Genomic DNA, 20736 nt, shown 5'->3' on the forward strand with positions numbered 1-20736 from the left:
GCGGGAGGGGGCGGAGGACGCCGTGGTCAGCCCTCGCGCTCCGCCGAATATGTCGGCAAGCCCAGTCGCCACCAGATCGCCGCGCCGCGCAGCGCAAACCCCGCCATCGCCGCGACCGGCCAAACCAGCCCTTTCGCGAGCCCCAGCGCCGCGCCCGCCGCGCAGAGCCCCGACGAAAGCGCTGCCGCCGTCACGTAGAGTTCCGGCCGCATCAGGATCGACGGGCGGCCCGCAAGCACGTCGCGGATGATCCCGCCGACGCACCCGGTGATCACTCCCATCAGTACCGCCGGAACAGGTGGCACGCCGAACGCCAGGGCTTTCACCGTGCCCAGCACTGCATAGGCGCCAAGCCCCGCCGCGTCCGCCCATTCCAGCACGGGCCGCTCCCACCAGCGGTGCGGCGTGAACCATGCGACCAGCGCCACGCCAAGGCACACCGGCGCCACCCACGGATCGCGAACCCAGAACACTGGCGCCCCGATCAGCAGATCGCGCACCGATCCGCCGCCCACGCCCGTCACCAGCGCGAAGAATGCCATGGTCACGAAGGTCTGCCGCAGTTGCGCCGCCAGCAGCGCCCCGGTCAGCGCGAAGACGGCAATGCCCGCAAGGTCGAGCAGTCCGATCAGGTAGGAAAGGTCGGCGCTCGGCATTTCAGGCATCGAACCCGGCCTCCTGCGCCAGAAGCATGACCAGTTCCCCTGCGGGCATGGGCCGCGCGCGCGCGAACTGCGTTCCGGCCCAATGCGCGCCGAACCCGCATTCGCCCGCGCCCTTTGCCGCCGCGATCAGCGCCTTTCCGGCATCGTACGTCACCGGATAGCCGGGCACGCGCGCATCGGTATCGCGCGCCCACGCGACGAAATCGTTGTCGAGGCACCTGGCGGGGCGCCCCGATATCGCCGCCGTCAGCGTCGTGCCCTTGGCCCGCGCCAGCATCGCGCGATAGCCGGCGTCCGCCGCGCTTTCGGGACAGCCCACGAATGCCGTGCCAAGTTGTGCCGCATCCGCTCCGGCGTCCAGTGCGCGGCGTATGTCCGCCCCGTCCATGATCCCGCCCGCCGCGATTACGGGAACGTCCAGCCGGGACGACAGCAACCGCACCAGGTCAAGCGTCGGCATCCGTTCGTCCGGCGCTTCGGGATCGAATACGCCCCGGTGGCCGCCCGCCTCGAACCCTTGTGCGACTACCGCATCCATGCCGGCCGCGACCGCCGCCTCGGCCTCGGCAAGCGACGTGGCGCTCGCCATCAGCATGCACCCACGCGCCTTCAACGCGGCGATGGCCTCGTCCGTCGGCAGTCCGAAATGGAAGCTCACCACCGCAGGCGCGGCCTCCACCAGCACTGCCAGCATGTCCGGATCGTCGTTCAGCGAACGGTAGATCTCGTTCAACGCGGCAGGTGGCGCGGCCCCGAACCGTTCGAACAGCGGCGCCATCGCCGCGATCCATGCCTGTTCCGCCGCAAGGTCGCGCAGGGCCCTGTGGTGGACGAAGGCATTGACGTTGAACGGCCGCGCGGTCCGCGCCCGCAGGTCGGCGATCATCGTTCGCGCCGTCCCGGCATCGACCGCACCCACCGCGACGGACCCCAGCGCGCCCGCCTCGCACACGGCAGCGGCAAGGGAGGGGGTGGATGTCCCCGCCATCGGTGCCTGTATCAGCGGATGCCGCAGGCCCAGTCGCTGTGCGAGGCGCACCGCGCTCAGTCGCCCAGCAGCGCTTCCAGCTTGCCCTTCAGCGCCTGGATGCGCTCGGCCGCCTCGGTAAAGGTCTTCACGTCTTCGCGGTTGTTGTTGCCGCGCGCTTCCTTGGCCGCTTCGACATAGCCTTCCAGATCGGCTTCCAGCGCGTCGATCAGGATTTCGGTTTCGTCTTCGGTCAGGGTCAGCTTGATGGCCATCGTGGCACTCCTTGGATTCAAACCCTGCGGTTAACGCCGTCGGCAGCAGGGCACAAACGAAAAGGGCCGCCCCGAAGGACGGCCCCGTTCATCGCCGTAATCCGGGCGCGATCACATGTGGATCGGCTTGCCCGTGACCGCCATGGCGGCTTCCTTCAGCGCTTCCGAATGGGTCGGGTGCGCATGGCAGGTATAGGCGATGTCTTCGCTTGTCGCGCCGAATTCCATGGCTTGCGCCGCCTGCGCGATCATCGTGCCGGCAACGCTCGCGATGCACCACACGCCCAGCACGCGGTCGGTCTTGGCGTCGGAAATGACCTTCACGAAACCGTCCGGCTCGTGGTTGGTCTTTGCGCGGCTGTTGGCCAGCATCGGAAACTTGCCAACCTTGATCTCGCCGCGTTCCTTGGCCGCTTCTTCCGTAAGCCCCACGCCCGCGAACTCCGGCATGGTGTAGACCACACCCGGGATCACGTCATGGTTCACGATGCCGGTAAGCCCTGCGATGTTCTCGGCCACGGCGATGCCTTCGTCCTCGGCCTTGTGCGCCAGCATCGGGCCGGGGATCACGTCGCCGATCGCCCATACGCCGGGGATCTTCGTGGCAAAGTCGTGGTCGGTCTCGATCTGCCCGCGTGCGTTCAGTTCAAGTCCGATCTTGTCGAGCCCGAGGCCGTCCACGTTGGGACGGCGGCCAATGGCGACCAGCACGCAGTCGGCCTCGATCGTCGACGCTTCGCCGCCCTTCGATGGTTCGACGGTCAGCGTCGCCGTCCCGCCATTCACCGCAACGCCCGTCACCTTGGTGCCGAGCTTCAGCTCCATGCCCTGCTTCTTGAAGATCTTGGCCGCTTCCTTGCGAACGTCGCCGTCCATGCCGGGCAGCAACTGGTCGAGGAATTCGACCACGGTGACCTTCGCGCCCAGGCGACGCCACACCGAACCCAGCTCAAGCCCGATCACGCCGCCGCCGATCACCACCAGGTGCTGCGGCACGCGGTTCAGCGCCAGTGCGCCAGTGCTGTCCACGATCACGCCCGCGTCGTTGTCCACGGTCACGCCCGGCAGCGGGGTCACGCTCGAACCGGTGGCGATGACGATGTTCTTCGCGGTCACCTTCTGGCCGGCGACGGTCACCGTGTGCGCGTCCTCGAACGCGGCATAGCCCTTGAGCCAGGTCACCTTGTTCTTCTTGAACAGGAACTCGATGCCGCCCGTCAGGCTCTTTACCGAATCCGCCTTCTGCGCCTGCATCGCGTCGAGGTCGAGTTCGACCGCGCCGGTCTTGATGCCATAGCTGGCGAAAGTGCCGTTCCTGGCTTCGTCGAACTTCTCGGAACCGTGCAGCAGCGCCTTCGACGGAATGCACCCGACGTTCAGGCAGGTCCCGCCCAGCGTCTCGCGCCCTTCGGCGCAAGCCGTCTTCAGTCCGAGCTGCGCCGTGCGGATGGCTCCGACATAACCGCCGGGACCGGCACCGATGAAAAGAACGTCGTAATCGTATTCAGCCATTTTCCGGCTCCGTTGCACGTTCGTGTTTCGCCAAGCTCAGCACGAACGGCCTTAGATTCAAGTCAGTAGGCGTGGCTCGGATCACAGATCGATCAGCAGGCGCGTCGGATCCTCGATCGCTTCCTTGATCGTCTTGAGTGCCGTAACCGCCTCGCGTCCGTCAATGATGCGATGGTCGTAGGACAGCGCGATGTACATCATCGGGCGGATCACGATCTCGCCGTTGCGCACGACCGGGCGATCCTCGATGCGGTGCAGGCCAAGCACGGCCGACTGCGGCGGGTTGATGATCGGGGTCGACATCAGGCCCCCGAAAACGCCGCCGTTCGAGATGGTGAACGTGCCGCCCGCCATGTCTGCCATGGTCAGCGCGCCATCGCGTGCCTTCTTGCCATAGTCGGCGATCGACTTCTCGATGTCGGCGAAGCTCATCTTGTCGACGTCGCGCACCACCGGCACGACCAGCCCGTTCGGGGCCGAGACCGCGACCGAGATGTCCACGTAGTCGAAGTAGACGATCTCATCACCCTGGATCTGCGCGTTGACCGAGGGGATGTCCTTCAGCGCCAGGACCGAAGCCTTGGCGAAGAACGACATGAGGCCCAGCTTCACGCCGTGCTTCTTCTCGAACACGTCCTTGTACTTGGCGCGCGCTTCCATCACCGCGCTCATGTCCACGTCGTTGAACGTGGTGAGCAGGGCGGCGGTTTCCTGCGCGCTCTTGAGGCGCTTGGCGATGGTCTGGCGCAGGCGCGTCATCTTGACGCGCTCTTCGTTGCGACCACCGGCCGGAGCCGCCGCGGGGGTTGCGGCCTGGGCCGAAACCGCAGCGGCGGGCGCGGCCTGCTTGGCGGCGGCGGCGGCCATGACGTCTTCCTTGGTCAGGCGGCCGTCCTTGCCGGTGCCCTTAACGGTCGACGGGTCGATACCGTATTCCAGCACCGCGCGGCGCACGGCGGGCGAAAGCACGGCGGCGTCGCCTGCCGGAGCGGCAGGGGCTTCCGATGCCGAAGCGGGCGGAACCGGCGCTTCGGTGCGCGGGGCAGGGGCCTGTGCGCCCGCCGCCGCCACGCCGTCCTCGATCAGCGCAAGCAGTGCGCCGACCGCAACGGTGTCGCCCTCGTTCGCCACCAGCGCGCCAAGCACGCCTGCGGCAGGTGCGGGCACTTCGACCGCGACCTTGTCGGTCTCCAGGCTGACGATGGGCTCGTCCAGCGCCACGGCTTCGCCGGGCTTCTTCAGCCATTGGCCGACGGTTGCTTCGCTGACGCTTTCACCCAGCGTCGGAACCTTCACTTCAATCGACATATCTCACGTTCCTTGGGGAGAAGGAAAACCTACCCGGCTCAATGCTTCTTCTGGCGACGGATCTCGCCGCGAACCGACAGGCCAAGCGCATCGGCGACAAGCGCGCCCTGCTCGCTGGCGTGACGGCTGGCGAGGCCCGTTGCGGGCGATGCCGAGGCGTGGCGACCTGCATAACGCGGGCGCGCCACCTTGCTCTTCGCGGCCTTCAGCGATTCCTCGATCAGCGGCTCGACGAAGAACCACGAACCGTTGTTCTTCGGCTCTTCCTGGCACCACACCACTTCCTCGAGGTTGGGCATGCGCGAAAGGCGCAGGGCCAGGGGCTCGCCGGGGAAGGGGTAGAGCTGCTCGAGGCGGATGACCTGTACGTCCGCAAGCTCGGCCGCGTTGCGCGCCTCGATCAGGTCGTATGCGACCTTGCCCGAACACAGCACGACCCGGCGGGTGTCCTTGTCCGCCGCGCCGTTCGTGTCCGAAAGGATGCGCATGAAGTGCCCTTCGCCGATGAAGTCCGAAGCGACCGACTTTGCCATCGGGTGGCGCAGCAGGCTCTTGGGCGTCATGATGATGAGCGGCTTGCGGAACGGACGGTGCATCTGCCGGCGCAGCACGTGGAAGTAGTTGGCCGGCGTGGTGATGTTGCACACCTGGAGGTTGTCTTCCGCGCAGAGCTGCAGATAGCGCTCCAGACGTGCCGACGAATGCTCCGGCCCCTGGCCTTCGTACCCGTGCGGCAGCAGCATGACGAGGCCGTTGGCGCGCAGCCACTTGGCTTCGGATGCGGCGATGTACTGGTCGATCACGATCTGCGCGCCGTTGGCGAAGTCGCCGAACTGGCCTTCCCACAGCACCAGGCTCTTCGGGTCGGCGCTGGCATAGCCATACTCGAAGCCGAGCACGCCATATTCGGAAAGCGGGCTGTCGAGCACCTCGAACGAGCCGTGCGGCAGCGTCGTCAGCGGCACGTACTTGCGCTCGTCCTTCTGGTCGACCCACACCGCGTGGCGCTGGCTGAAGGTGCCGCGTCCGCAGTCCTGGCCCGAGAGGCGCACGCCATAGCCTTCCATCACGAGGCTGCCGAACGCCAGTGCCTCGCCGGTCGCCCAGTCGAAGCCCTGTCCGCTCGTGAACATCTCGCGCTTGGCGTCGATCACGCGGCCCAGCGTCTTGTGGACGGTCAGGTCCTCGGGGACGGTGGTCAGCGTGCGGCCCAGGCTGTCGAACATCTTCTGGTCGATGCCGGTCGCCACGTTGCGGCGCGCGGTGACGGGGTCGGCGGGCTTGTTCAGCCCCGACCAGCGACCGCCGAACCAGTCGGCCTCGTTGGCCTTGTAGCCCTTGGACGCCTCGAACTCGGTCTCGAGCGTCGCGGTGAAGTGGCTTTCGACCTCGCCCTTGTGGTTCGCGTCGATCACGCCCTCGGCGACGAGGCGCTTGGCGTAGATGTCGCTCACGCCCGGATGCTGGCGGATCTTCGCGTACATCAGCGGCTGGGTGAACGAAGGCTCGTCGCCTTCGTTGTGGCCGAAGCGGCGGTAGCACCACATGTCGACCACGATGTCGCGGCCGAACTTCTGGCGGTAGTCGATCGCCAGCTTGCAGGCGAAGGTCACGGCTTCCGGATCGTCGCCGTTGACGTGGATGATCGGCGCCTGGACGCCCTTGGCGACGTCCGAGGGGTAGGGCGACCCGCGCGAGAACTGCGGGCTGGTGGTGAAGCCGATCTGGTTGTTGATGATGAAGTGGATGCAACCGCCGGTGTTGTAGCCCTTCACGCCCGAAAGGCCGAAGCACTCCCACACGATGCCCTGTCCGGCAAAGGCCGCGTCGCCGTGGATCAGCACGGGCAGGACCTGCTTGTGGCGCGCGTCGGGGCCCACATCGTCACCGATGTCGTCGCGGAAGACCTGCTGCGCGCGGACCTTGCCGAGCACCACCGGATCGACCGTCTCGAGGTGCGAGGGGTTGGGCACCAGGCTCATGTGAACCTTGATCCCGTCGAACTCGCGGTCGGTCGAGGTGCCGAGGTGGTACTTCACGTCGCCCGATCCGCCCACGTCCTCGGGGTTGGCCGATCCGCCCGAGAACTCGTGGAAGATCACGCGATAGGGCTTGGCCATCACGTTGGCGAGTACGTTGAGGCGACCGCGGTGGGCCATGCCGTAGACGATCTCGCGCACGCCGAGCTGCCCGCCGTACTTGATCAGCGCTTCCAGCGCCGGGATCATCGATTCGCCGCCGTCGAGGCCGAAGCGCTTGGTGCCGACGTACTTCTTGCCGAGGAACTTCTCGTACTGCTCGCCGCGAACGACAGCGGCGAGGATCGCCTTCTTGCCGTTGGGGGTGAAGTCGATCGACTTGTCGCCGCCCTCGATGCGGTCCTGGATGAAGCGGCGCTCCTCCACGTCGGAGATGTGCATGTACTCGAAGCCAACATGCCCGCAGTAGTTGGCGCGCAGGATCGCGACGAGTTCGTTCACCGTCGCCCATTCCAGCCCCAGCGCCCCGCCGAGATAGACCTTGCGGGTCATGTCGGCGGCGGTGAAGCCATAGTATTCGGGCGAAAGGTCGGCCGGCAGCTTCTGGCGGGCAAGGCCCAGCGGGTCGAGGTCGGCGGCGAGATGCCCGCGCACGCGGTACGTGCGGATCAGGGTCATCGCGCGGATCGCGTCCATCGCGGCCTGCTGCAGCGCGGCCTCGTCGAGCGGCGCGCCGCCCTTCTTCGCGGACTTCTGGATGACGAGCCTGAGCGCCATCGGGTCCATCGCCTGGGTCAGGTCGTCGCCCGCCGCCGCATCGGTGATCGGCCAGCGCTTGCTCTGCCACGAAGGACCGGGCTGCGGACCTTCCTGAGCGGGATCCACGTCGAAATCGTGCAGTTCAGAACCCATCATCAACTCCTGGTCCCCCCGGGGAGGTTGGGGGCTTCGGACATTTTCTCCGCCCTGCACGCAAGCAGGGCCGACCCTTCCGGCGCGTCGCGAGCGAGCGCGCAAAAATCCGTACTTCGGCAGGCCGCATCCGTTTCGGTCGCCTACCGGAAAATCTTGAAGCAACCGCCCGGCGGCCCCCTACGTAAGGTGGCCTACCGGGCGATGGCATTCACGCGATCAGACGCGTTCCTTCAGCACTTCGGCAAGCGTTTCGCCGAGCAGCGAAGGCGAGGGGCTGACACGGATGCCGGCCTCTTCCATCGCCGCGATCTTGTCTTCGGCGCCGCCCTGGCCGCCCGAGACGATCGCGCCGGCGTGGCCCATGCGGCGGCCCGGAGGCGCCGTGCGACCGGCGATGAAACCGACCATCGGCTTCTTGCGACCGCGCTTGGCTTCGTCCTTGAGGAACTGTGCCGCTTCTTCTTCGGCCGAACCGCCGATTTCGCCGATCATGATGATCGACTTGGTTTCGTCGTCGGCCAGGAACAGTTCCAGCACGTCGATGAAGTTGGTGCCGTTGACCGGGTCGCCGCCGATGCCGACAGCGGTGGTCTGGCCCAGGCCGATGTTCGAGGTCTGGAACACCGCTTCATAGGTGAGGGTGCCCGAACGCGAGACGACGCCGACCGAACCCTTCTTGAAGATCGAGCCCGGCATGATGCCGATCTTGCATTCGTTCGGGGTCAGGACGCCGGGGCAGTTGGGACCGATCAGGCGGCTCTTCGAACCGGAAAGGGCGCGCTTCACCTTGACCATGTCGAGGACCGGGATGCCTTCGGTGATGCAGACGATCAGTTCCATCTCGGCGTCGATCGCCTCGAGGATCGAATCGGCAGCGAACGGCGGCGGAACGTAGATGCACGAAGCAGTCGCGCCGGTCGCGGCCTTGGCTTCGGCAACGGTGTTGAAGTTGGGCAGGCCGATGTGGGTCGTGCCGCCCTTGCCCGGCGTCACGCCGCCGACCATCTGGGTGCCGTATGCCAGCGCCTGTTCGGTGTGGAAGGTGCCGGTGGCACCCGTCATCCCCTGGGTGATGACCTTGGTATTCTTGTCGACGAGAATGCTCATGTCGTTCCTTTCCGGTTCTGCCACCCGTCGCGTCTGGATTGCGGGACGGGCGGCTCGGCAGTCAGGTGGCCCCAGGGGAGGATGGGGCGCAACTGTCAAATCGTGTCAGAAAATCAGGCGAGGCTGGGGTCGATGCCCTTGCAGGCTTCCAGCAGTTCCTTGACCGCGTCGACGGAGACCTGGAGGTTGCCCTTGGCTTCGTCGTCGAGTTCGATCTCGATCACCTTCTCGACGCCGTTCGCGCCGATCAGCACCGGCACGCCGACGTAAAGACCGTTCACGCCGTATTCGCCGTCAACGTAGGCGGCGCAGGGCAGGATGCGCTTCTGGTCGTTGAGATAGGCTTCGGCCATCGCGATGCCCGATGCGGCAGGCGCGTAGAACGCCGAACCGGTCTTGAGCAGCCCGACGATCTCGCCGCCGCCCGAACGGGTGCGCTGCACGATCGCGTCGATCTTTTCCTGGGTGGACAGGCCCATCTTGACGAGGTCGGGCACCGGGATGCCGTTGACGGTCGAGTACTGGGTGACCGGAACCATGGTGTCGCCGTGGCCGCCGAGAACGAACGTGTTCACGTCGCGGATCGAGACGCCGAATTCCCATGCCAGGAACGTGCTGAAGCGCGCCGAGTCGAGCACGCCGGCCATGCCGACGACCTTGTTCGCGGGCAGGCCCGAGAACTCGCGCAGCGCCCAGACCATCGCGTCGAGCGGGTTGGTGATGCAGATCACGAACGCGTCGGGCGCGTTGTCGCGGATGCCTTCGCCGACGGCCTTCATCACCTTGAGGTTGATGCCGAGCAGGTCGTCGCGGCTCATGCCGGGCTTGCGGGCGACGCCGGCGGTGACGATGATCACGTCCGCGCCTGCGATGCCCTTGTAGTCGTTGGTGCCGATGATGTTGGCGTCGAAGCCTTCGACCGGACCGCACTGCGAAAGGTCGAGCGCCTTGCCCTGGGGCACGCCTTCAACGACGTCGAACAGGACGATGTCGCCAAGTTCCTTCTGGGCGGCGAGGTGGGCAAGAGTGCCACCGATGTTGCCCGCGCCGATCAGCGCGATCTTCTTGCGTGCCATGCTTTACGGTCCTTTCCCGTTCGCGGGGACAAGCATACAGACAACCGGCGGGCAACCGGCCCCAGTTCCTCCCCGTGCCCCGCGAGACAGGGAAGTGCTGGCGAATGACTCGGCCCGTAGGCCCCTCGGCGAGCGAATGCAACCGCGAAAAACGGCTAGTTTAGGGCTTTTTGCGATAACAGTTCGCAATAGCAATATGGTGTCGAAGCCCGCTTCCCGAGACTCCCGCCGACCGATGTGAAGGGGCCCCGGACACGAAAAAGCCCCGGCGTCTCCACCGGGGCCATCGCTCCTGTCGTCAATGCCTTGGCGGACGGGTCGTCAGCTTCCGTGTCGCATCACGACGTCTCGCGCCATGCGCCGGTCAAGCGTACGGCATACGTCCAGCCAGAATTCCGCCCGCGCGGCGTCCTCGCTGACCTGTGCGATCAGCACCGCGTCGCGCGCACGTTCCGCTGCCGAGAATCCGTGCGCCGCAAACAGGCGCAGCGCGGTGTCCAGTGCGGCGTCGTCCTCGTGCCGCGAACCGGTTCGAGCGCCGGCGTTGTCGTTCGTCGCACGCAGATGCCGCGCCTGCACGGGACGTGCGAGGCAGGGCGAAATGATGCCGTAACGGGGGGCAAAGCGCACCATGATAGATAATCTCCTCGACGGTCGAGACCGTCCTCCACATCACGTCCGATAGCCTTCCGGGCGCTAACGGTGTCTTTGACGACAAGGTAAAGGAACTGATAACCATGTGATGTGAAACGGTTTTGCGGCAGGCCGAGCGTGGGGGCGCCGATCCCGCGCAAACGCCGCGATCATCCGCTCAGGTACATCGATCCGGCGCCGGGCGGTCCAGGTCGATAACCGTGATGATCGTCGAAATCTTCGCCGCTGCGGATGTGGCGCAAACCCTGGCCCGGTCGAAGCTGCCCCAGTTTTCCGGATACTCCGCGTTGAACGCCGGCTTGCCCGCGGCGATGTAGGGCGCGTCGTCCGAGCAGAAGTTGCCCAAAACGCAATCCTCGAACAGCACCGCGTCGAACAGCGTCACGATCTTTGCCGAGGAACCGCCTGCATTCTTCTGCACCGGCTTCAGCCCATAGCCCCGCGCCCGCGCGGACAGGGCGGTCACATATGCGATCATGTCGGCTTCGGTCAGCGGGAAGCCCACCGTGGAGGCACCGTCCTCGAAGGCGTCCATCACATCGAATTCGACAAGGTCGAAGCCCTTGTCCCGGCACATGACCAGCCGGTTGTCCATGATCTGGATGAACTCGGGATAGCGCCGGATGTCGATATAGCGTTCGCCGGAAAACCCCGGATAGCTGTTGCCGAGCAGGCCCGAAATCGCGGAAAACTGGGAATAGTCCGGGCGGAAGTTCTCTGCCGTGCCGACGTTCAGATAGCAGATCGTCTTCGTGCCCGCCGCCTTGGCCAGCGTGACGTAGCTCTTGGGCGTATCGAAGCCGTCGACGTCGAGATAGGCCACGGCGGGTGGCGTGGCCGGGAGTCCCTGGCTTTGCAATATCCAGTCCCAGCTCGCGAGGCCTCCCGGCGTGGGAGTGGGGGTAGGCGTCGGGGTTGGTGTCGGGGTGGGCGTCGGAGTTGGCGTTGGCGTTGGCGTGGGTGTCGGGGCCGGCGTTACCGTGGGCGTCGGTGTCGGTGACCCGCCGTCGCTGCCCCCGCAGCCGGTCAGCGCCAGCATTGCCACGGCAAGGGCGGCAAGCCCCGTTTGCGAGGCGGCTGCGGCGCTATGCCACGACATGGCGGTTCTCCTCCTGCCGTCACCCACCGGGCGCAGGAAGCGTACTCCAGCGATGGAACGACGGGGGCATTCATGGTCGCGCTGGCGGCCAAATGCACTTCCGGAGATAAACGGGGCGCGCGTTCAGGAGCCGGGTTGGGCGATCCAGCGACTGGCGCTTTCGTATCCCGGCAGGACCGACCCGCTTCCCGAAGCCGGTGGCTGGGTCGCATCCTGCCGCGCCCCCGGCAGGACTTGCGGCCGCACGAGGCTTTGCGTGGGCTTGGGCGGAAGCTGCGGGGGCATCGCCAAAGGCGTCATGCTCGCCGGGGTGGCCACCACGCCCGTTGTCGCGATCCGCCCTTCCTCGAAGGCCTTTTCCAGCGCCAGGGGATCGGCAACGTCGGAGGGGGAGGGCGTCCACGTGCGGGGATGGGGTGCCGCCACCGGCTCGCCGCCCGCATAGCGCGCGGTGAATGCCGCGGGCCGGCCCGCCGCGCCCGCCCAGCGATAGAAGCGGTGCGCGCCGATCGTTCCGATGAAGTCCAGGCTCGGCGCCCAGTAGGGATGGACCGCCGTCGTATGGTAATGCGTCGCGAGGCCTATCGGCGCATAGACGTATCCGGCCAGCGCGTCGGCGGCGACGCGCCGCGCCCGGTCCCAGAACGCCCGCATCGGCTTCCGTGCCAGCGATCCGTCGCAGGCGAACGAGAACTGGCAACCCGGTCGCTCCGACCCTTGGTAGACGACGCCGCACACGGTGTTCGGATAGGCGGGATGCGCCACGCGATTGAGCACGACCTGCGCCACCGCACGCTGGCCCGCGTCGGATTCGCTCGCCGCTTCGTAATATATGGCCGCCGTCAGGCATTGCAGCGCGCGCCAGCGGTCGTCGGTCGTGCCGGTCGCCATGATCGGTCGGGCCACGCCGCCGCCCGCGCCCTGTGCCTCGGTGCGCCCGTCGTCCCAGGCCGATTGCGCTTCTGCGGGCGAAACCAGCCCGCTGTCGTCCTGCGCCATCCAGTAGAAGGCAGAACCGGGGAAGCTGTCGCCGCCGCGCTCGAACGGTTGCAGCCCCGCCACCCGCTCGTGCCCGGTCACTTGCTCTTGCGCGGTCGCCGGCTCGATCCCGCCCGGCTGCGCCCAGCCGATCGGGCCCAGCACCATGCCGAGCGCGCCAAATGTCGCGATGCCGGCGAGCCTCTGGCGCAGCATCGAAGGCGCCCGCAAGGCGCGCCGGATCGAGCGCATGTCGCGCCGCCTGATCCGCGCCTGGAAATCGCGCGGTCGCTCGCCAGCCAGCACCGCGCAGGGCTGCACGCCCGCCGGGGCGGGGGGCAGCTCCAACGGCCGATAGGCGTGGTCGAGAGGCATGGCGGCGGCAAGAATCCCGGAAAAATCCCGTTTTGCGCTAGACGGATGGGCCGGGGTCCGCACCCACCCATTTGATGCTGTCCCTATGCGGCACACACCCCTGCCAACGGGTTAACCGGCCTGCCAACGTTTTATCTGCGATGTCGCTCTTGCAGCGGGCGGCACATGCCGGTAGGTGGCGCGCCGACGCCAGAGGTGCCCGGTAACACGGGCTAAGAGGGAAGCCGGTTCGATTCCGGCGCTGCCCCCGCAACTGTAACCGGATAGCGCGTCGCCCATTCATGCCACTGGTGTCGGCTTCGGCCAGCACCGGGAAGGCGGGCGACGAGCCGTGACCCGGAAGCCAGGAAACCTGCCCTTGGTTGTCGTTCCGCGGCCGGGCGGGGTGTACCGGGCGCATGCGACGAGGCGCGCCAATCAAGGCCCGGCGCTCCTCCCGCCATGAACGGCAGTTCCGTTCATGGGCCGGGAGTCCAAGTCATGAAGAAGTACCTGCTTTCCGTTTCCGCCGTCGCGTTCGCGTGCCCGGCGCTTGCGCAGGCCGCCAACGATGTCGTCGTGGCCGACCGCCGTGCCGATCCCGCCGCAATTACCGTTATCGCTACCGGTAGCGAGACCCTGGTCAGCCGAGTCGGCCAGCCGGTCACCGTCATCGCCGCCGACGAGATCCGGTCGATTCAGGGCCCTGACATCGCCCGCGTCCTCGAGCGCGTCCCCGGCCTCGCGCTCACCCGCAATGGCGGTCCCGGAAGCTTTACCGGCGTGCGCCTGCGCGGCTCTGATGCCGAACAGGTACTTGTCCTCGTCGACGGCGTCCGCGTCGAGGATGTCTCGGCCCCCTCCGGCGGCTTCGATTTTGGCACGCTCACCCCCGGCGGGATCGAGCGCATCGACGTGCTGCGCGGCTCCAACTCGATCGTCTGGGGCAGCGCCGCGATCGGCGGCGTGATCGCCGTCCAGTCGCGCGAACTCGATGGCATCGAGGCCAGCGCCGAACTCGGCAATCACGATACCTACACCGCTGACGCCGCCGCCGGCCTTTCTTCCGACCGCGCCGCGCTTACCCTGAACGGCGGCTACAGCAGCAGCGACGGCGTTTCGGCCGCTGCTTCGGGTACCGAACCCGACGGCTTCCGCCAGTGGCGCGTCGGCGGCCGGGGCCGCGTGAACCTCACCGACGAGATCGCCGTTCTCGCCTCGGCCCGCTATGCCGACACGCGCACCGACATCGACGGCTTCGGTCCGCCGACCTACGTGGAATTCGGCGATACGCCTGAATACCAGACGACCCGCCAGGCCTCGGGCCGCGTCGGTCTGCGCTACACGGGCGCCGTGCTTACCCTCAACACTGGCTTCGCCCTGTCTGACACCAAGCGCGACTACTACGACCCGACCTACTCCGCCGACCCCTCCTACGGCTACAAGGGCCGCTCCGAGCGCGTCGACCTGACCGGCCGCCTCAACCTCCCCGCCGATTTCACGCTCGATTTCGGCGGCGACAGCGAATGGACGCGCTATTCCGGCACCTACGACGCGCAGCAGAAGGCCCGGCTCACCAGCGGCCACGCCCTGCTCGGCTGGAGCAGCGCGCGCGCCAGCCTCGCTGCGGGCGTGCGCGTCGACGATCACAGCCGCTTCGGCACCGCGTGGACCTTCGGCGCCAACGGTACGCTTGAATTGGTGGACAGCCTGCGCCTGCGCGCCTCCTACGGCGAAGGCTTCAAGGCCCCCACGCTCTTCCAGCTCCTGTCCGACTACGGCAACGCGGATCTCAGGGCGGAACGCAGCAAGTCCTACGACGCGGGTCTCGAATGGGGCAGCCGCACCGGCAAGCTCCACGCCGCCGTCACGGTCTTCCGCCGCGACAGCCGCAACCTGATCACCTTCGTCTCCTGCGCCAGCCTCGATGCCTGCGCCACGCGTCCCTATGGTCTCTACGACAACGTCGGCCTGGCCCGCGCGCAGGGCGTCGAAGCCGAACTCGGCGCCCGCCCGGTCGATACGCTCCGCCTCCAGGCCGCCTACACCTACCTCGAAACCGAGAACCGCACCGCCGGCACCGCCAACTTCGGCAATGACCTGGCGCGCCGTCCCGCCCATGCGCTGACCCTGTCGAGCGACTGGGCCCCTGTTGACTCCGGCCCGCTCGCCGGCTTCACCCTCGGCGCTGACCTCCGCCTCGTGGGAGACAGCTATGACAACGCGTCGAACACCCGCCGCCTCGATGGCTATGCGCTGACCACCGTGCGCGCCAGCTTCCCCCTTACCGAGAACGTCGAACTCTACGGCCGCGTCGAGAACCTTTTCGACGTCGCCTACCAGACCGTGGCCGACTACGGCACCTGGGGCCGCTCTGCCTTCCTCGGCATTCGCGCCCGCTACTGATGAAGCGGCGTTTCGCAACCATGGCGAAACGCCACCTTCCCCCCTTCCGCATGCGGAAGGGGGCGGGGGAGGGCCTGTTCCCCCCAACCCCGTTCACCGGAGCGGCCCTCCTTCTTGTTGTCACCGCGCTCTCTGGCTGCATCCCGCAGAGCAGCGCGGCCCCCGAACCGCGCGAACGGGGTCGCCCCACTCTCGTCAGCCTCAATCCCTGCACCGACGCGATCCTCGCCGAAGTCGCCGACCCGGCGCAGATCCTCGCCATCTCGCACTACAGCAAGGACCCGCGCTCCTCCTCGATGGACTCGGCGCTCGCCAGCAGCCTCCCGGCCACGCGCGGCACGGTCGAGGAAGTCCTCGCGCTTCGGCCCGATCTCGTCCTCGGCAGCACCTTCATCGATCCCGCCACCGCCAGTGCCTACCGGCGCCTCGGCCTGCACCTCGAAACGCTCGGCATGGCAAATACGGTAGAGGCCAGTCGCGACCAGATCCGCCAGATCGCCAGGCTCGCGGGCCATCCCGCTCGCGGCGAGGCGCTGGTCGCCCGCATCGATGCCGCGCTTGCAGCCGCGGCGCCGCCTGCCGGGGCGAGCCCGGTCCCCACCGTCGTCTGGCAATCGGGCGGTATGGTCCCCGGCGACGGCACGCTTATTGCCGATCTTCTACGCCGCACCGGCTTCGCCAACTTCGCCGCCGCGCGCGGCCTCGGCCAGGCCGACCTGCTCCCGCTTGAACGGATGCTGGCCGATCCCCCCGCGCTGATCCTCGTCGCGGGGCAGGGCGCCGAGACCGGCAGGGGCGATGACCGCGTGCTCTCGCACCCCGCGCTCAAGGCCCTGAAGTCCACAAGACGCGCCACCCTCGATTCCAGACTGCTCTACTGCGGTGGCCCCACCCTGATCGCCGCCGCCCGGAGGCTGGCCGAGGTGCGTACGCAGATCGTTCCCGATAAGGGGAGTGGAACCACCCCGGGCGTGTTCCGGGATGGTGGAGGTGTCTCGCGTTGAATCGCCTGATCGCCATCCTCCTCGCCGCCCTTGCGATCGCCCTGCCGCTCTCGCTGCTCGCCGGGCAGGTATGGATCGATCCCTTCGGTCCGCCGGTCCCCAACGCCACCGCGATCCTGATGGAACTGCGCCTTCCGCGCGCCATTCTCGCGCTCGTTCTTGGTGCCGGACTCGGCGCTGCGGGCGCGGCGATGCAGGGTTACTTGCGCAATCCGCTCGCCGACCCGGGCCTGTTCGGCATAGCGCCCGCCGCCGCGCTCGGCGCGGTCCTGTCCTTCTACACCGGCTACGAGGTGCAGGCCTTTACCCTCCCGCTTTTCGCGCTGGCCGGAGGCGCCGGCGCCATGGCGCTGCTCGCGCTCATCGCCGGGCGTAGCGGAGGCATCGCGCTGTTCACGCTGGCGGGCATGATGATCGCCAGCCTGGCCGGCGCGCTCACCAGCCTCGCCATAAGCCTCTCGCCCAATCCCTTCGCCCTGTCGGAAATCGTGACCTGGCTCATGGGCGCGCTGGCCGATCGTGGCTGGCACGAGGTGCGCCTCGCGGCTCCACTGACCCTCGCCGGCCTCGCGATCCTCTGGCGCGCAGCCCCCGGCCTCGATGCGCTGGCGCTGGGCGAACCCGCCGCCCGCTCGCTCGGGGTCGATCCGGCGCGGCTGCTCTGGCTGATGATCGCGGGCGTCGGCCTTGTCGTCGGCAGCGGTGTCGCGGTCGCGGGGATGATCGGCTTTGTCGGCCTCATGGTCCCCCATTTCGTGCGCCCCTTCACCGACCAGCGCCCCTCGGCAACACTCGTGCCCTCTGCGCTTGCCGGCGCGCTGCTCCTGCTGGTGGCGGATTGCCTCTGCCGCATCCTGCCGCTTGCCGGTGGCGAACTGCGCCTGGGTATCGCGCTGAGCATCGCGGGCGCTCCGTTCTTCCTGCGGCTTCTGCTGCGCATGCGACGGGATCTGGCCTGATGCTCGAAGTTGCAGGCCTGACCGTTCCCCATCGCCTTCGCGATGTCAGCGCACGGTTCCCGTCCGGGCGCGTTACCGCGATCTGCGGGCCGAATGGCGCGGGCAAGTCGACGCTCCTCGCCGCGCTTGCCGGTCTCGTGCCCGGCCTGTCCGGCACGATCACGCTGGCAGGGGCGCCGGTCGGCGGAATGCTCCCCGACGAGCGGGCTCGCCGCATCGGCTACCTCCCGCAATCGGGGGAGGTCGCATGGAACCTTTCCGTCCGCACGCTCGTCGGCCTCGGCCGTCTGCCGCACCGTGCCTCGCGCGCCGAAGATGCCGAAGCGGTCGAGGAAGCCCTCGCGGCCCTTGGTCTCGGGCCGCTGGCGGAGCGGGCGCTGTCCACGCTCTCGGGCGGAGAGCGCGCCCGCGCCCTGCTTGCCCGGGTCCTCGCCACCCGCCCGCACTGGATACTTGCCGACGAACCGCTCGCCGCCCTCGATCTGGCGCACCAGCAGGCACTGGCCCGGCAATTGCGCGCGCTCGCGTCAGAGGGGCGCGGCGTCGTTCTCGTCGTCCATGATCTCGCGTTGGCGATGAACCATGCCGATCACGTGGTCGTCCTTCACGAAGGTCGCGTTGCGGCACAGGGCAGGCCGGAAACCGCGCTGTCGCAGCAGGTCATCGAAGATGTCTGGGGCATGTCGGCCCGCTGGCTGGGCGAGCCGGGCCACCGCGCGCTCGCGCTCTGATCAGGCTGCGCTCGCGGGGTGCCGTTCCTCGTTGTCATGACGGTGCTCCGTCATGGCTGCGGCAAAGTCGGCGGCGAAATGGGCAGCAAAGCTTTCGCGCTCCTTCATCGAGATCGCAGGCCGGTCCTCGCGCGCACCGACCGACCGGCAGAACAGGCTCTGCGCGGGGGGATGGGGGTGATCGCAGGGAACTTCGGTAACCATGATTTGGGTCCAGAAAGCCTTAACTTTAGATAGTTTCTCCTAGCAATGTTCGTTCACAATTAATTGTATGGTTTCGACAAACTTTCCATCCGCGTCGACGAAATGCGAAGGTAATCAGACTTGCGCTGTCATCGATGTTCATTAACAATCATCCATTGTGGTGCAGTCAATTGTTACGATGATCGGGGTGGCAATGGCTGTGCCCGCTGCCGAAAGGCCGCAGGCTCCTGCCGTCGAAGCCGGGGACGCCCGAAAGTCTGTCCAACTCACGCCCGCCCAGCTCTTCCTTTTTGCCGATGCCGCGCGCGATGCCGGCGATTTTGCCGCTGCCGAATCCGCCTATCGCGCGCTCGCCGCGAACCCGGATATCGACCTGCGCACCGAAGCGCGCTTCCGCCTCGGCCTGATGCTGGCCGATGGCATGGGTCGCCCGCGCGACGCTGCCATCGAATTTCGCCGCATCCTCGATGAAAAGCCCGATGCCGCGCGCGTCCGGCTCGAACTTGCCCGCATGGACGCCATGCTTGGCCGCCTCGGCGCGGCAGAGCGCGAATTTCGCGCCGCGCAGGCCACTGGCCAGCTCCCCCCGGATGTAGAGCGCGCGGTGCGCTTCTATGCTTCTGCTTTGGCTGCCGCCAAGCCGTTCGGCGGCAGCATCGAACTTGCCCTCGCGCCCGACAGCAACATCAACCGCGCTACCCGTTCGGATACGCTCGGCACCGTCATCGGCGATTTCACGCTCAGCGACGATGCCAAGGCGAAATCCGGCATCGGCCTTGCGGCGCGCGCGCAGGCCTATGCCCGGCTTCCGCTCGGCCAGAAGGCCCGGCTTCTCGCGCGTGTTTCCGGCAGCGGCGATTTCTACCGCACCCGCGCATTCGACGATTATGCCCTCGCGCTCCAGGCCGGGCCGGAATTCGTCTCGGGCGCGGATCGCTTCACCCTTTCGGCCGGTCCCTCATGGCGCTGGTACGGCCGCGTGCCGTTCACGCGCGGGTGGGGCGGCTCGGCGGCATTTCAGCACCCTCTCGGCAAGCGCACGCAGCTTCGCACGGAAGCCGCGCTGTCGCGGCTCGACAACCTGCGCAACGATCCCCAGGACGCCACCGTCTACGCCGGAACGATCGGCCTCGACCGCGCCTTTGCCGCCAATTTCGGCGGAGGCCTGCAACTGCGCGCCAGCCGCACCGCCGCGCGCGAGCCCGGCTGGTCCGACTGGACCGGCGGCACCTCCGCCTATCTCTTCCGCGAGATCGGACGCACCACGCTGGTCCTCGATGCCAGCTATGCCCGTCTTGTCGCCGACGACCGGCTGCTGCTCTACCCGCGAAAGCGCGTGGACGACCGCTACGGCGTCGGCTTCGGCGCGACCTTCCGCAGCATCCAGTGGAAGGGCCTGGCGCCCTTCGTCCGCGCCCGGTTCGAACGCAACCTGTCCACCGTCGAACTTTACGATTTCAACCGCCGTGCAGCCGAACTGGGGGTCACGTCGGCATTCTGAGAGGAGAAGGGGCATGTCTCGATTCACACGTTTTGCGTCCGGCGCGGCCGCCACGATGCTGCTCGCGTCGTGCGGTGGCGGCGGTGGTGGCGGCAGCGTCGGTTCCACGCCCACGCCGGTCTACACCTACAAGACGCTCGACCAGTTGAGCGGAGACCAGACCTTCCAGTCGGGGGGCATCGCCGGCCAGCCGGCCAGCGATGGCCGCCTCGTCCAGACCACGAAGCCTTTCGGCCAGGGCATCGAGATCAAGTATTTCGCCGCGAGCGACACCTACAACCTCAACGACGGCGCCGGCCTCGTCGCGGAATTTGCCCCGGCCGACGTGCGCGTGGTCGATGAAGCGGCGGGCGCGGTCCAGTACCAGAAGGTCGTCGGCAGCGATCTCAACGTGCTCACGCTCATCAATCCGCGTCTCAACGGCGTGCCGCTCAGCTATACCACGATCGGCTCGTGGCTGCACCTCAGCCCCTCGGCTGCGGCAACGCGCTTCTATCTGATGGTCGGCGGCGTTCCGACCCAGGCCGGCGACGTCCCGCGCAGCGGCAGCGCCACCTACACCACCGCCGTCGGCGGTGGCGGCACCTTCAATGGCACGAACTACAACTTCTCCGCCAACAGCACCGGCACGTTCAGCGCCAATTTCGCCAACAACACCGTCAGCACTTCGGTCCATCTCTCCGGCCTGCCGAACGGCACGACCGTCGGGACGCCGTTCGATGCGGGAACCTACAACGGCACCGGCAACATCTCGTCCACCGGCCCCGGCTTCACGGGCACGCTGACCGGCACCGCAGCCAACGGCGCGTTCTCCGGTGCGTTCTTCGGTCCCCGGGCCACCGAGTTCGGCTATGCCTTCTACCTCGATGGCACCGGCACCCAGATCCAGGGAACGATGGTCGGCAAGAAGAACTGACCGGCGGGGCGTTTCCCGCCCACCCGTCCATATTGCACCGCACCCCCGCGCTCCCCACATGCGCGGGGGCAAGGCGTTCGGCCCGCGTCGCAAACGCGCGCGCGAATCCCTTGCCTCTGTCGAACA

General features: G+C 67.5%; 18 protein-coding genes and 1 riboswitch. Of the genes, 6 read left to right on the forward strand and 12 right to left on the reverse strand.

Annotation, left to right across the window (positions count from 1 at the left end; translation table 11 throughout):
- Window positions 1-26: 26 nt before the first annotated feature.
- The 11 genes from SARO_RS05860 to SARO_RS05910 all read right to left on the reverse strand — a co-directional run bounded on the left by SARO_RS05860 (window position 27) and on the right by SARO_RS05910 (window position 12910).
- Window positions 27-665 carry a trimeric intracellular cation channel family protein gene (locus SARO_RS05860; protein WP_011444834.1) on the reverse strand — a complete coding sequence of 213 codons (639 nt, stop codon included), beginning with the start codon at window positions 663-665 and terminating at the stop codon, window positions 27-29.
- Entirely contained in the window at window positions 658-1704 is a 1047-nt protein-coding gene (locus SARO_RS05865) for an NAD(P)H-dependent flavin oxidoreductase (protein WP_011444835.1), read from the reverse strand. Before SARO_RS05865 ends, SARO_RS05860 begins: the two co-directional genes overlap by 8 nt.
- 5 nt (window positions 1705-1709) lie before the next feature.
- Complete coding sequence (locus SARO_RS05870; protein ID WP_011444836.1) at window positions 1710-1907, reverse strand: hypothetical protein; 198 nt, start codon at window positions 1905-1907, stop codon at window positions 1710-1712.
- Window positions 1908-2018: 111 nt separating this feature from the next.
- On the reverse strand, window positions 2019-3419 hold the full coding sequence (gene lpdA / locus SARO_RS05875; protein WP_011444837.1) for a dihydrolipoyl dehydrogenase: 1401 nt from the start codon (window positions 3417-3419) through the stop codon (window positions 2019-2021).
- An 81-nt stretch (window positions 3420-3500) separates the two neighbouring features.
- Complete coding sequence (gene odhB / locus SARO_RS05880) at window positions 3501-4727, reverse strand: 2-oxoglutarate dehydrogenase complex dihydrolipoyllysine-residue succinyltransferase (protein WP_011444838.1); 1227 nt, start codon at window positions 4725-4727, stop codon at window positions 3501-3503.
- A gap of 38 nt (window positions 4728-4765) precedes the next feature.
- The gene (locus tag SARO_RS05885; protein WP_011444839.1) at window positions 4766-7618 is read right to left on the reverse strand and encodes a 2-oxoglutarate dehydrogenase E1 component; all 2853 of its coding nucleotides are present in this window, start codon (window positions 7616-7618) and stop codon (window positions 4766-4768) included.
- Window positions 7619-7837: 219 nt separating this feature from the next.
- Window positions 7838-8728: a succinate--CoA ligase subunit alpha gene (sucD, locus tag SARO_RS05890; protein ID WP_011444840.1), complete on the reverse strand. Its 891-nt coding sequence runs from the start codon at window positions 8726-8728 to the stop codon at window positions 7838-7840.
- Between the two features lie 113 nt (window positions 8729-8841).
- Window positions 8842-9804: a malate dehydrogenase gene (gene mdh, locus SARO_RS05895; protein WP_011444841.1), complete on the reverse strand. Its 963-nt coding sequence runs from the start codon at window positions 9802-9804 to the stop codon at window positions 8842-8844.
- Window positions 9805-10125: 321 nt separating this feature from the next.
- Complete coding sequence (locus SARO_RS05900; RefSeq protein WP_011444842.1) at window positions 10126-10437, reverse strand: hypothetical protein; 312 nt, start codon at window positions 10435-10437, stop codon at window positions 10126-10128.
- 178 nt (window positions 10438-10615) lie between these two features.
- Window positions 10616-11557: an endo alpha-1,4 polygalactosaminidase gene (locus SARO_RS05905; RefSeq protein WP_011444843.1), complete on the reverse strand. Its 942-nt coding sequence runs from the start codon at window positions 11555-11557 to the stop codon at window positions 10616-10618.
- A 123-nt stretch (window positions 11558-11680) separates the two neighbouring features.
- Window positions 11681-12910, reverse strand: a complete 1230-nt coding sequence (locus SARO_RS05910; RefSeq protein WP_011444844.1) for a cell wall hydrolase — start codon at window positions 12908-12910, stop codon at window positions 11681-11683.
- 176 nt (window positions 12911-13086) lie between these two features.
- Window positions 13087-13285, forward strand: a riboswitch (cobalamin riboswitch).
- Between the two features lie 105 nt (window positions 13286-13390).
- Between SARO_RS05910 and SARO_RS05915 the strand changes: the two genes are divergently transcribed.
- From SARO_RS05915 to SARO_RS05930, 4 genes are read left to right on the forward strand one after another with little or no spacing between them, the layout of a single operon-like run.
- The gene (locus SARO_RS05915) at window positions 13391-15295 is read left to right on the forward strand and encodes a TonB-dependent receptor plug domain-containing protein (RefSeq protein ID WP_011444845.1); all 1905 of its coding nucleotides are present in this window, start codon (window positions 13391-13393) and stop codon (window positions 15293-15295) included.
- A gap of 50 nt (window positions 15296-15345) precedes the next feature.
- Window positions 15346-16299 carry an ABC transporter substrate-binding protein gene (locus tag SARO_RS05920; protein WP_011444846.1) on the forward strand — a complete coding sequence of 318 codons (954 nt, stop codon included), beginning with the start codon at window positions 15346-15348 and terminating at the stop codon, window positions 16297-16299.
- Window positions 16296-17258 carry a FecCD family ABC transporter permease gene (locus tag SARO_RS05925; RefSeq protein ID WP_011444847.1) on the forward strand — a complete coding sequence of 321 codons (963 nt, stop codon included), beginning with the start codon at window positions 16296-16298 and terminating at the stop codon, window positions 17256-17258. The genes SARO_RS05920 and SARO_RS05925 overlap by 4 nt, the downstream gene beginning before the upstream one ends.
- Window positions 17258-17989, forward strand: a complete 732-nt coding sequence (locus SARO_RS05930; protein WP_011444848.1) for an ABC transporter ATP-binding protein — start codon at window positions 17258-17260, stop codon at window positions 17987-17989. The genes SARO_RS05925 and SARO_RS05930 overlap by 1 nt, the downstream gene beginning before the upstream one ends.
- Here SARO_RS05930 and SARO_RS05935 read toward each other — a convergent pair whose 3' ends face one another.
- On the reverse strand, window positions 17990-18193 hold the full coding sequence (locus SARO_RS05935; protein WP_041550193.1) for a hypothetical protein: 204 nt from the start codon (window positions 18191-18193) through the stop codon (window positions 17990-17992).
- 160 nt (window positions 18194-18353) lie between these two features.
- Between SARO_RS05935 and SARO_RS05940 the strand changes: the two genes are divergently transcribed.
- Both SARO_RS05940 and SARO_RS05945 read left to right on the forward strand, forming a co-directional pair.
- Window positions 18354-19694, forward strand: coding sequence for a surface lipoprotein assembly modifier (locus SARO_RS05940; protein WP_143004781.1), 1341 nt, complete (start codon window positions 18354-18356; stop codon window positions 19692-19694).
- 13 nt (window positions 19695-19707) lie between these two features.
- A complete protein-coding gene (locus tag SARO_RS05945; protein WP_011444850.1) occupies window positions 19708-20610 on the forward strand; it encodes a hypothetical protein in 903 nt (300 codons plus the stop codon).
- Window positions 20611-20736 lie beyond the last annotated feature (126 nt).

Source organism: Novosphingobium aromaticivorans DSM 12444 (genome assembly GCF_000013325.1).
Taxonomy (GTDB): Bacteria; Pseudomonadota; Alphaproteobacteria; order Sphingomonadales; family Sphingomonadaceae; genus Novosphingobium; species Novosphingobium aromaticivorans.

Excerpts from the sequence above, each read along its gene's own strand:
- SARO_RS05860 (WP_011444834.1), bottom strand. The coding sequence starts at position 665 with ATGCCTGAAATGCCGAGCGCCGACCTTTCCTACCTGATCGGACTGCTC.
- SARO_RS05870 (WP_011444836.1), bottom strand. The coding sequence starts at position 1,907 with ATGGCCATCAAGCTGACCCTGACCGAAGACGAAACCGAAATCCTGATC.
- lpdA (WP_011444837.1), bottom strand. The coding sequence starts at position 3,419 with ATGGCTGAATACGATTACGACGTTCTTTTCATCGGTGCCGGTCCCGGC.
- odhB (WP_011444838.1), bottom strand. The coding sequence starts at position 4,727 with ATGTCGATTGAAGTGAAGGTTCCGACGCTGGGTGAAAGCGTCAGCGAA.
- SARO_RS05885 (WP_011444839.1), bottom strand. The coding sequence starts at position 7,618 with ATGGGTTCTGAACTGCACGATTTCGACGTGGATCCCGCTCAGGAAGGT.
- sucD (WP_011444840.1), bottom strand. The coding sequence starts at position 8,728 with ATGAGCATTCTCGTCGACAAGAATACCAAGGTCATCACCCAGGGGATG.
- mdh (WP_011444841.1), bottom strand. The coding sequence starts at position 9,804 with ATGGCACGCAAGAAGATCGCGCTGATCGGCGCGGGCAACATCGGTGGC.
- SARO_RS05900 (WP_011444842.1), bottom strand. The coding sequence starts at position 10,437 with ATGGTGCGCTTTGCCCCCCGTTACGGCATCATTTCGCCCTGCCTCGCA.
- SARO_RS05905 (WP_011444843.1), bottom strand. The coding sequence starts at position 11,557 with ATGTCGTGGCATAGCGCCGCAGCCGCCTCGCAAACGGGGCTTGCCGCC.
- SARO_RS05910 (WP_011444844.1), bottom strand. The coding sequence starts at position 12,910 with ATGCCTCTCGACCACGCCTATCGGCCGTTGGAGCTGCCCCCCGCCCCG.
- SARO_RS05915 (WP_011444845.1), top strand. The coding sequence starts at position 13,391 with ATGAAGAAGTACCTGCTTTCCGTTTCCGCCGTCGCGTTCGCGTGCCCG.
- SARO_RS05920 (WP_011444846.1), top strand. The coding sequence starts at position 15,346 with ATGCGGAAGGGGGCGGGGGAGGGCCTGTTCCCCCCAACCCCGTTCACC.
- SARO_RS05930 (WP_011444848.1), top strand. The coding sequence starts at position 17,258 with ATGCTCGAAGTTGCAGGCCTGACCGTTCCCCATCGCCTTCGCGATGTC.
- SARO_RS05935 (WP_041550193.1), bottom strand. The coding sequence starts at position 18,193 with ATGGTTACCGAAGTTCCCTGCGATCACCCCCATCCCCCCGCGCAGAGC.
- SARO_RS05945 (WP_011444850.1), top strand. The coding sequence starts at position 19,708 with ATGTCTCGATTCACACGTTTTGCGTCCGGCGCGGCCGCCACGATGCTG.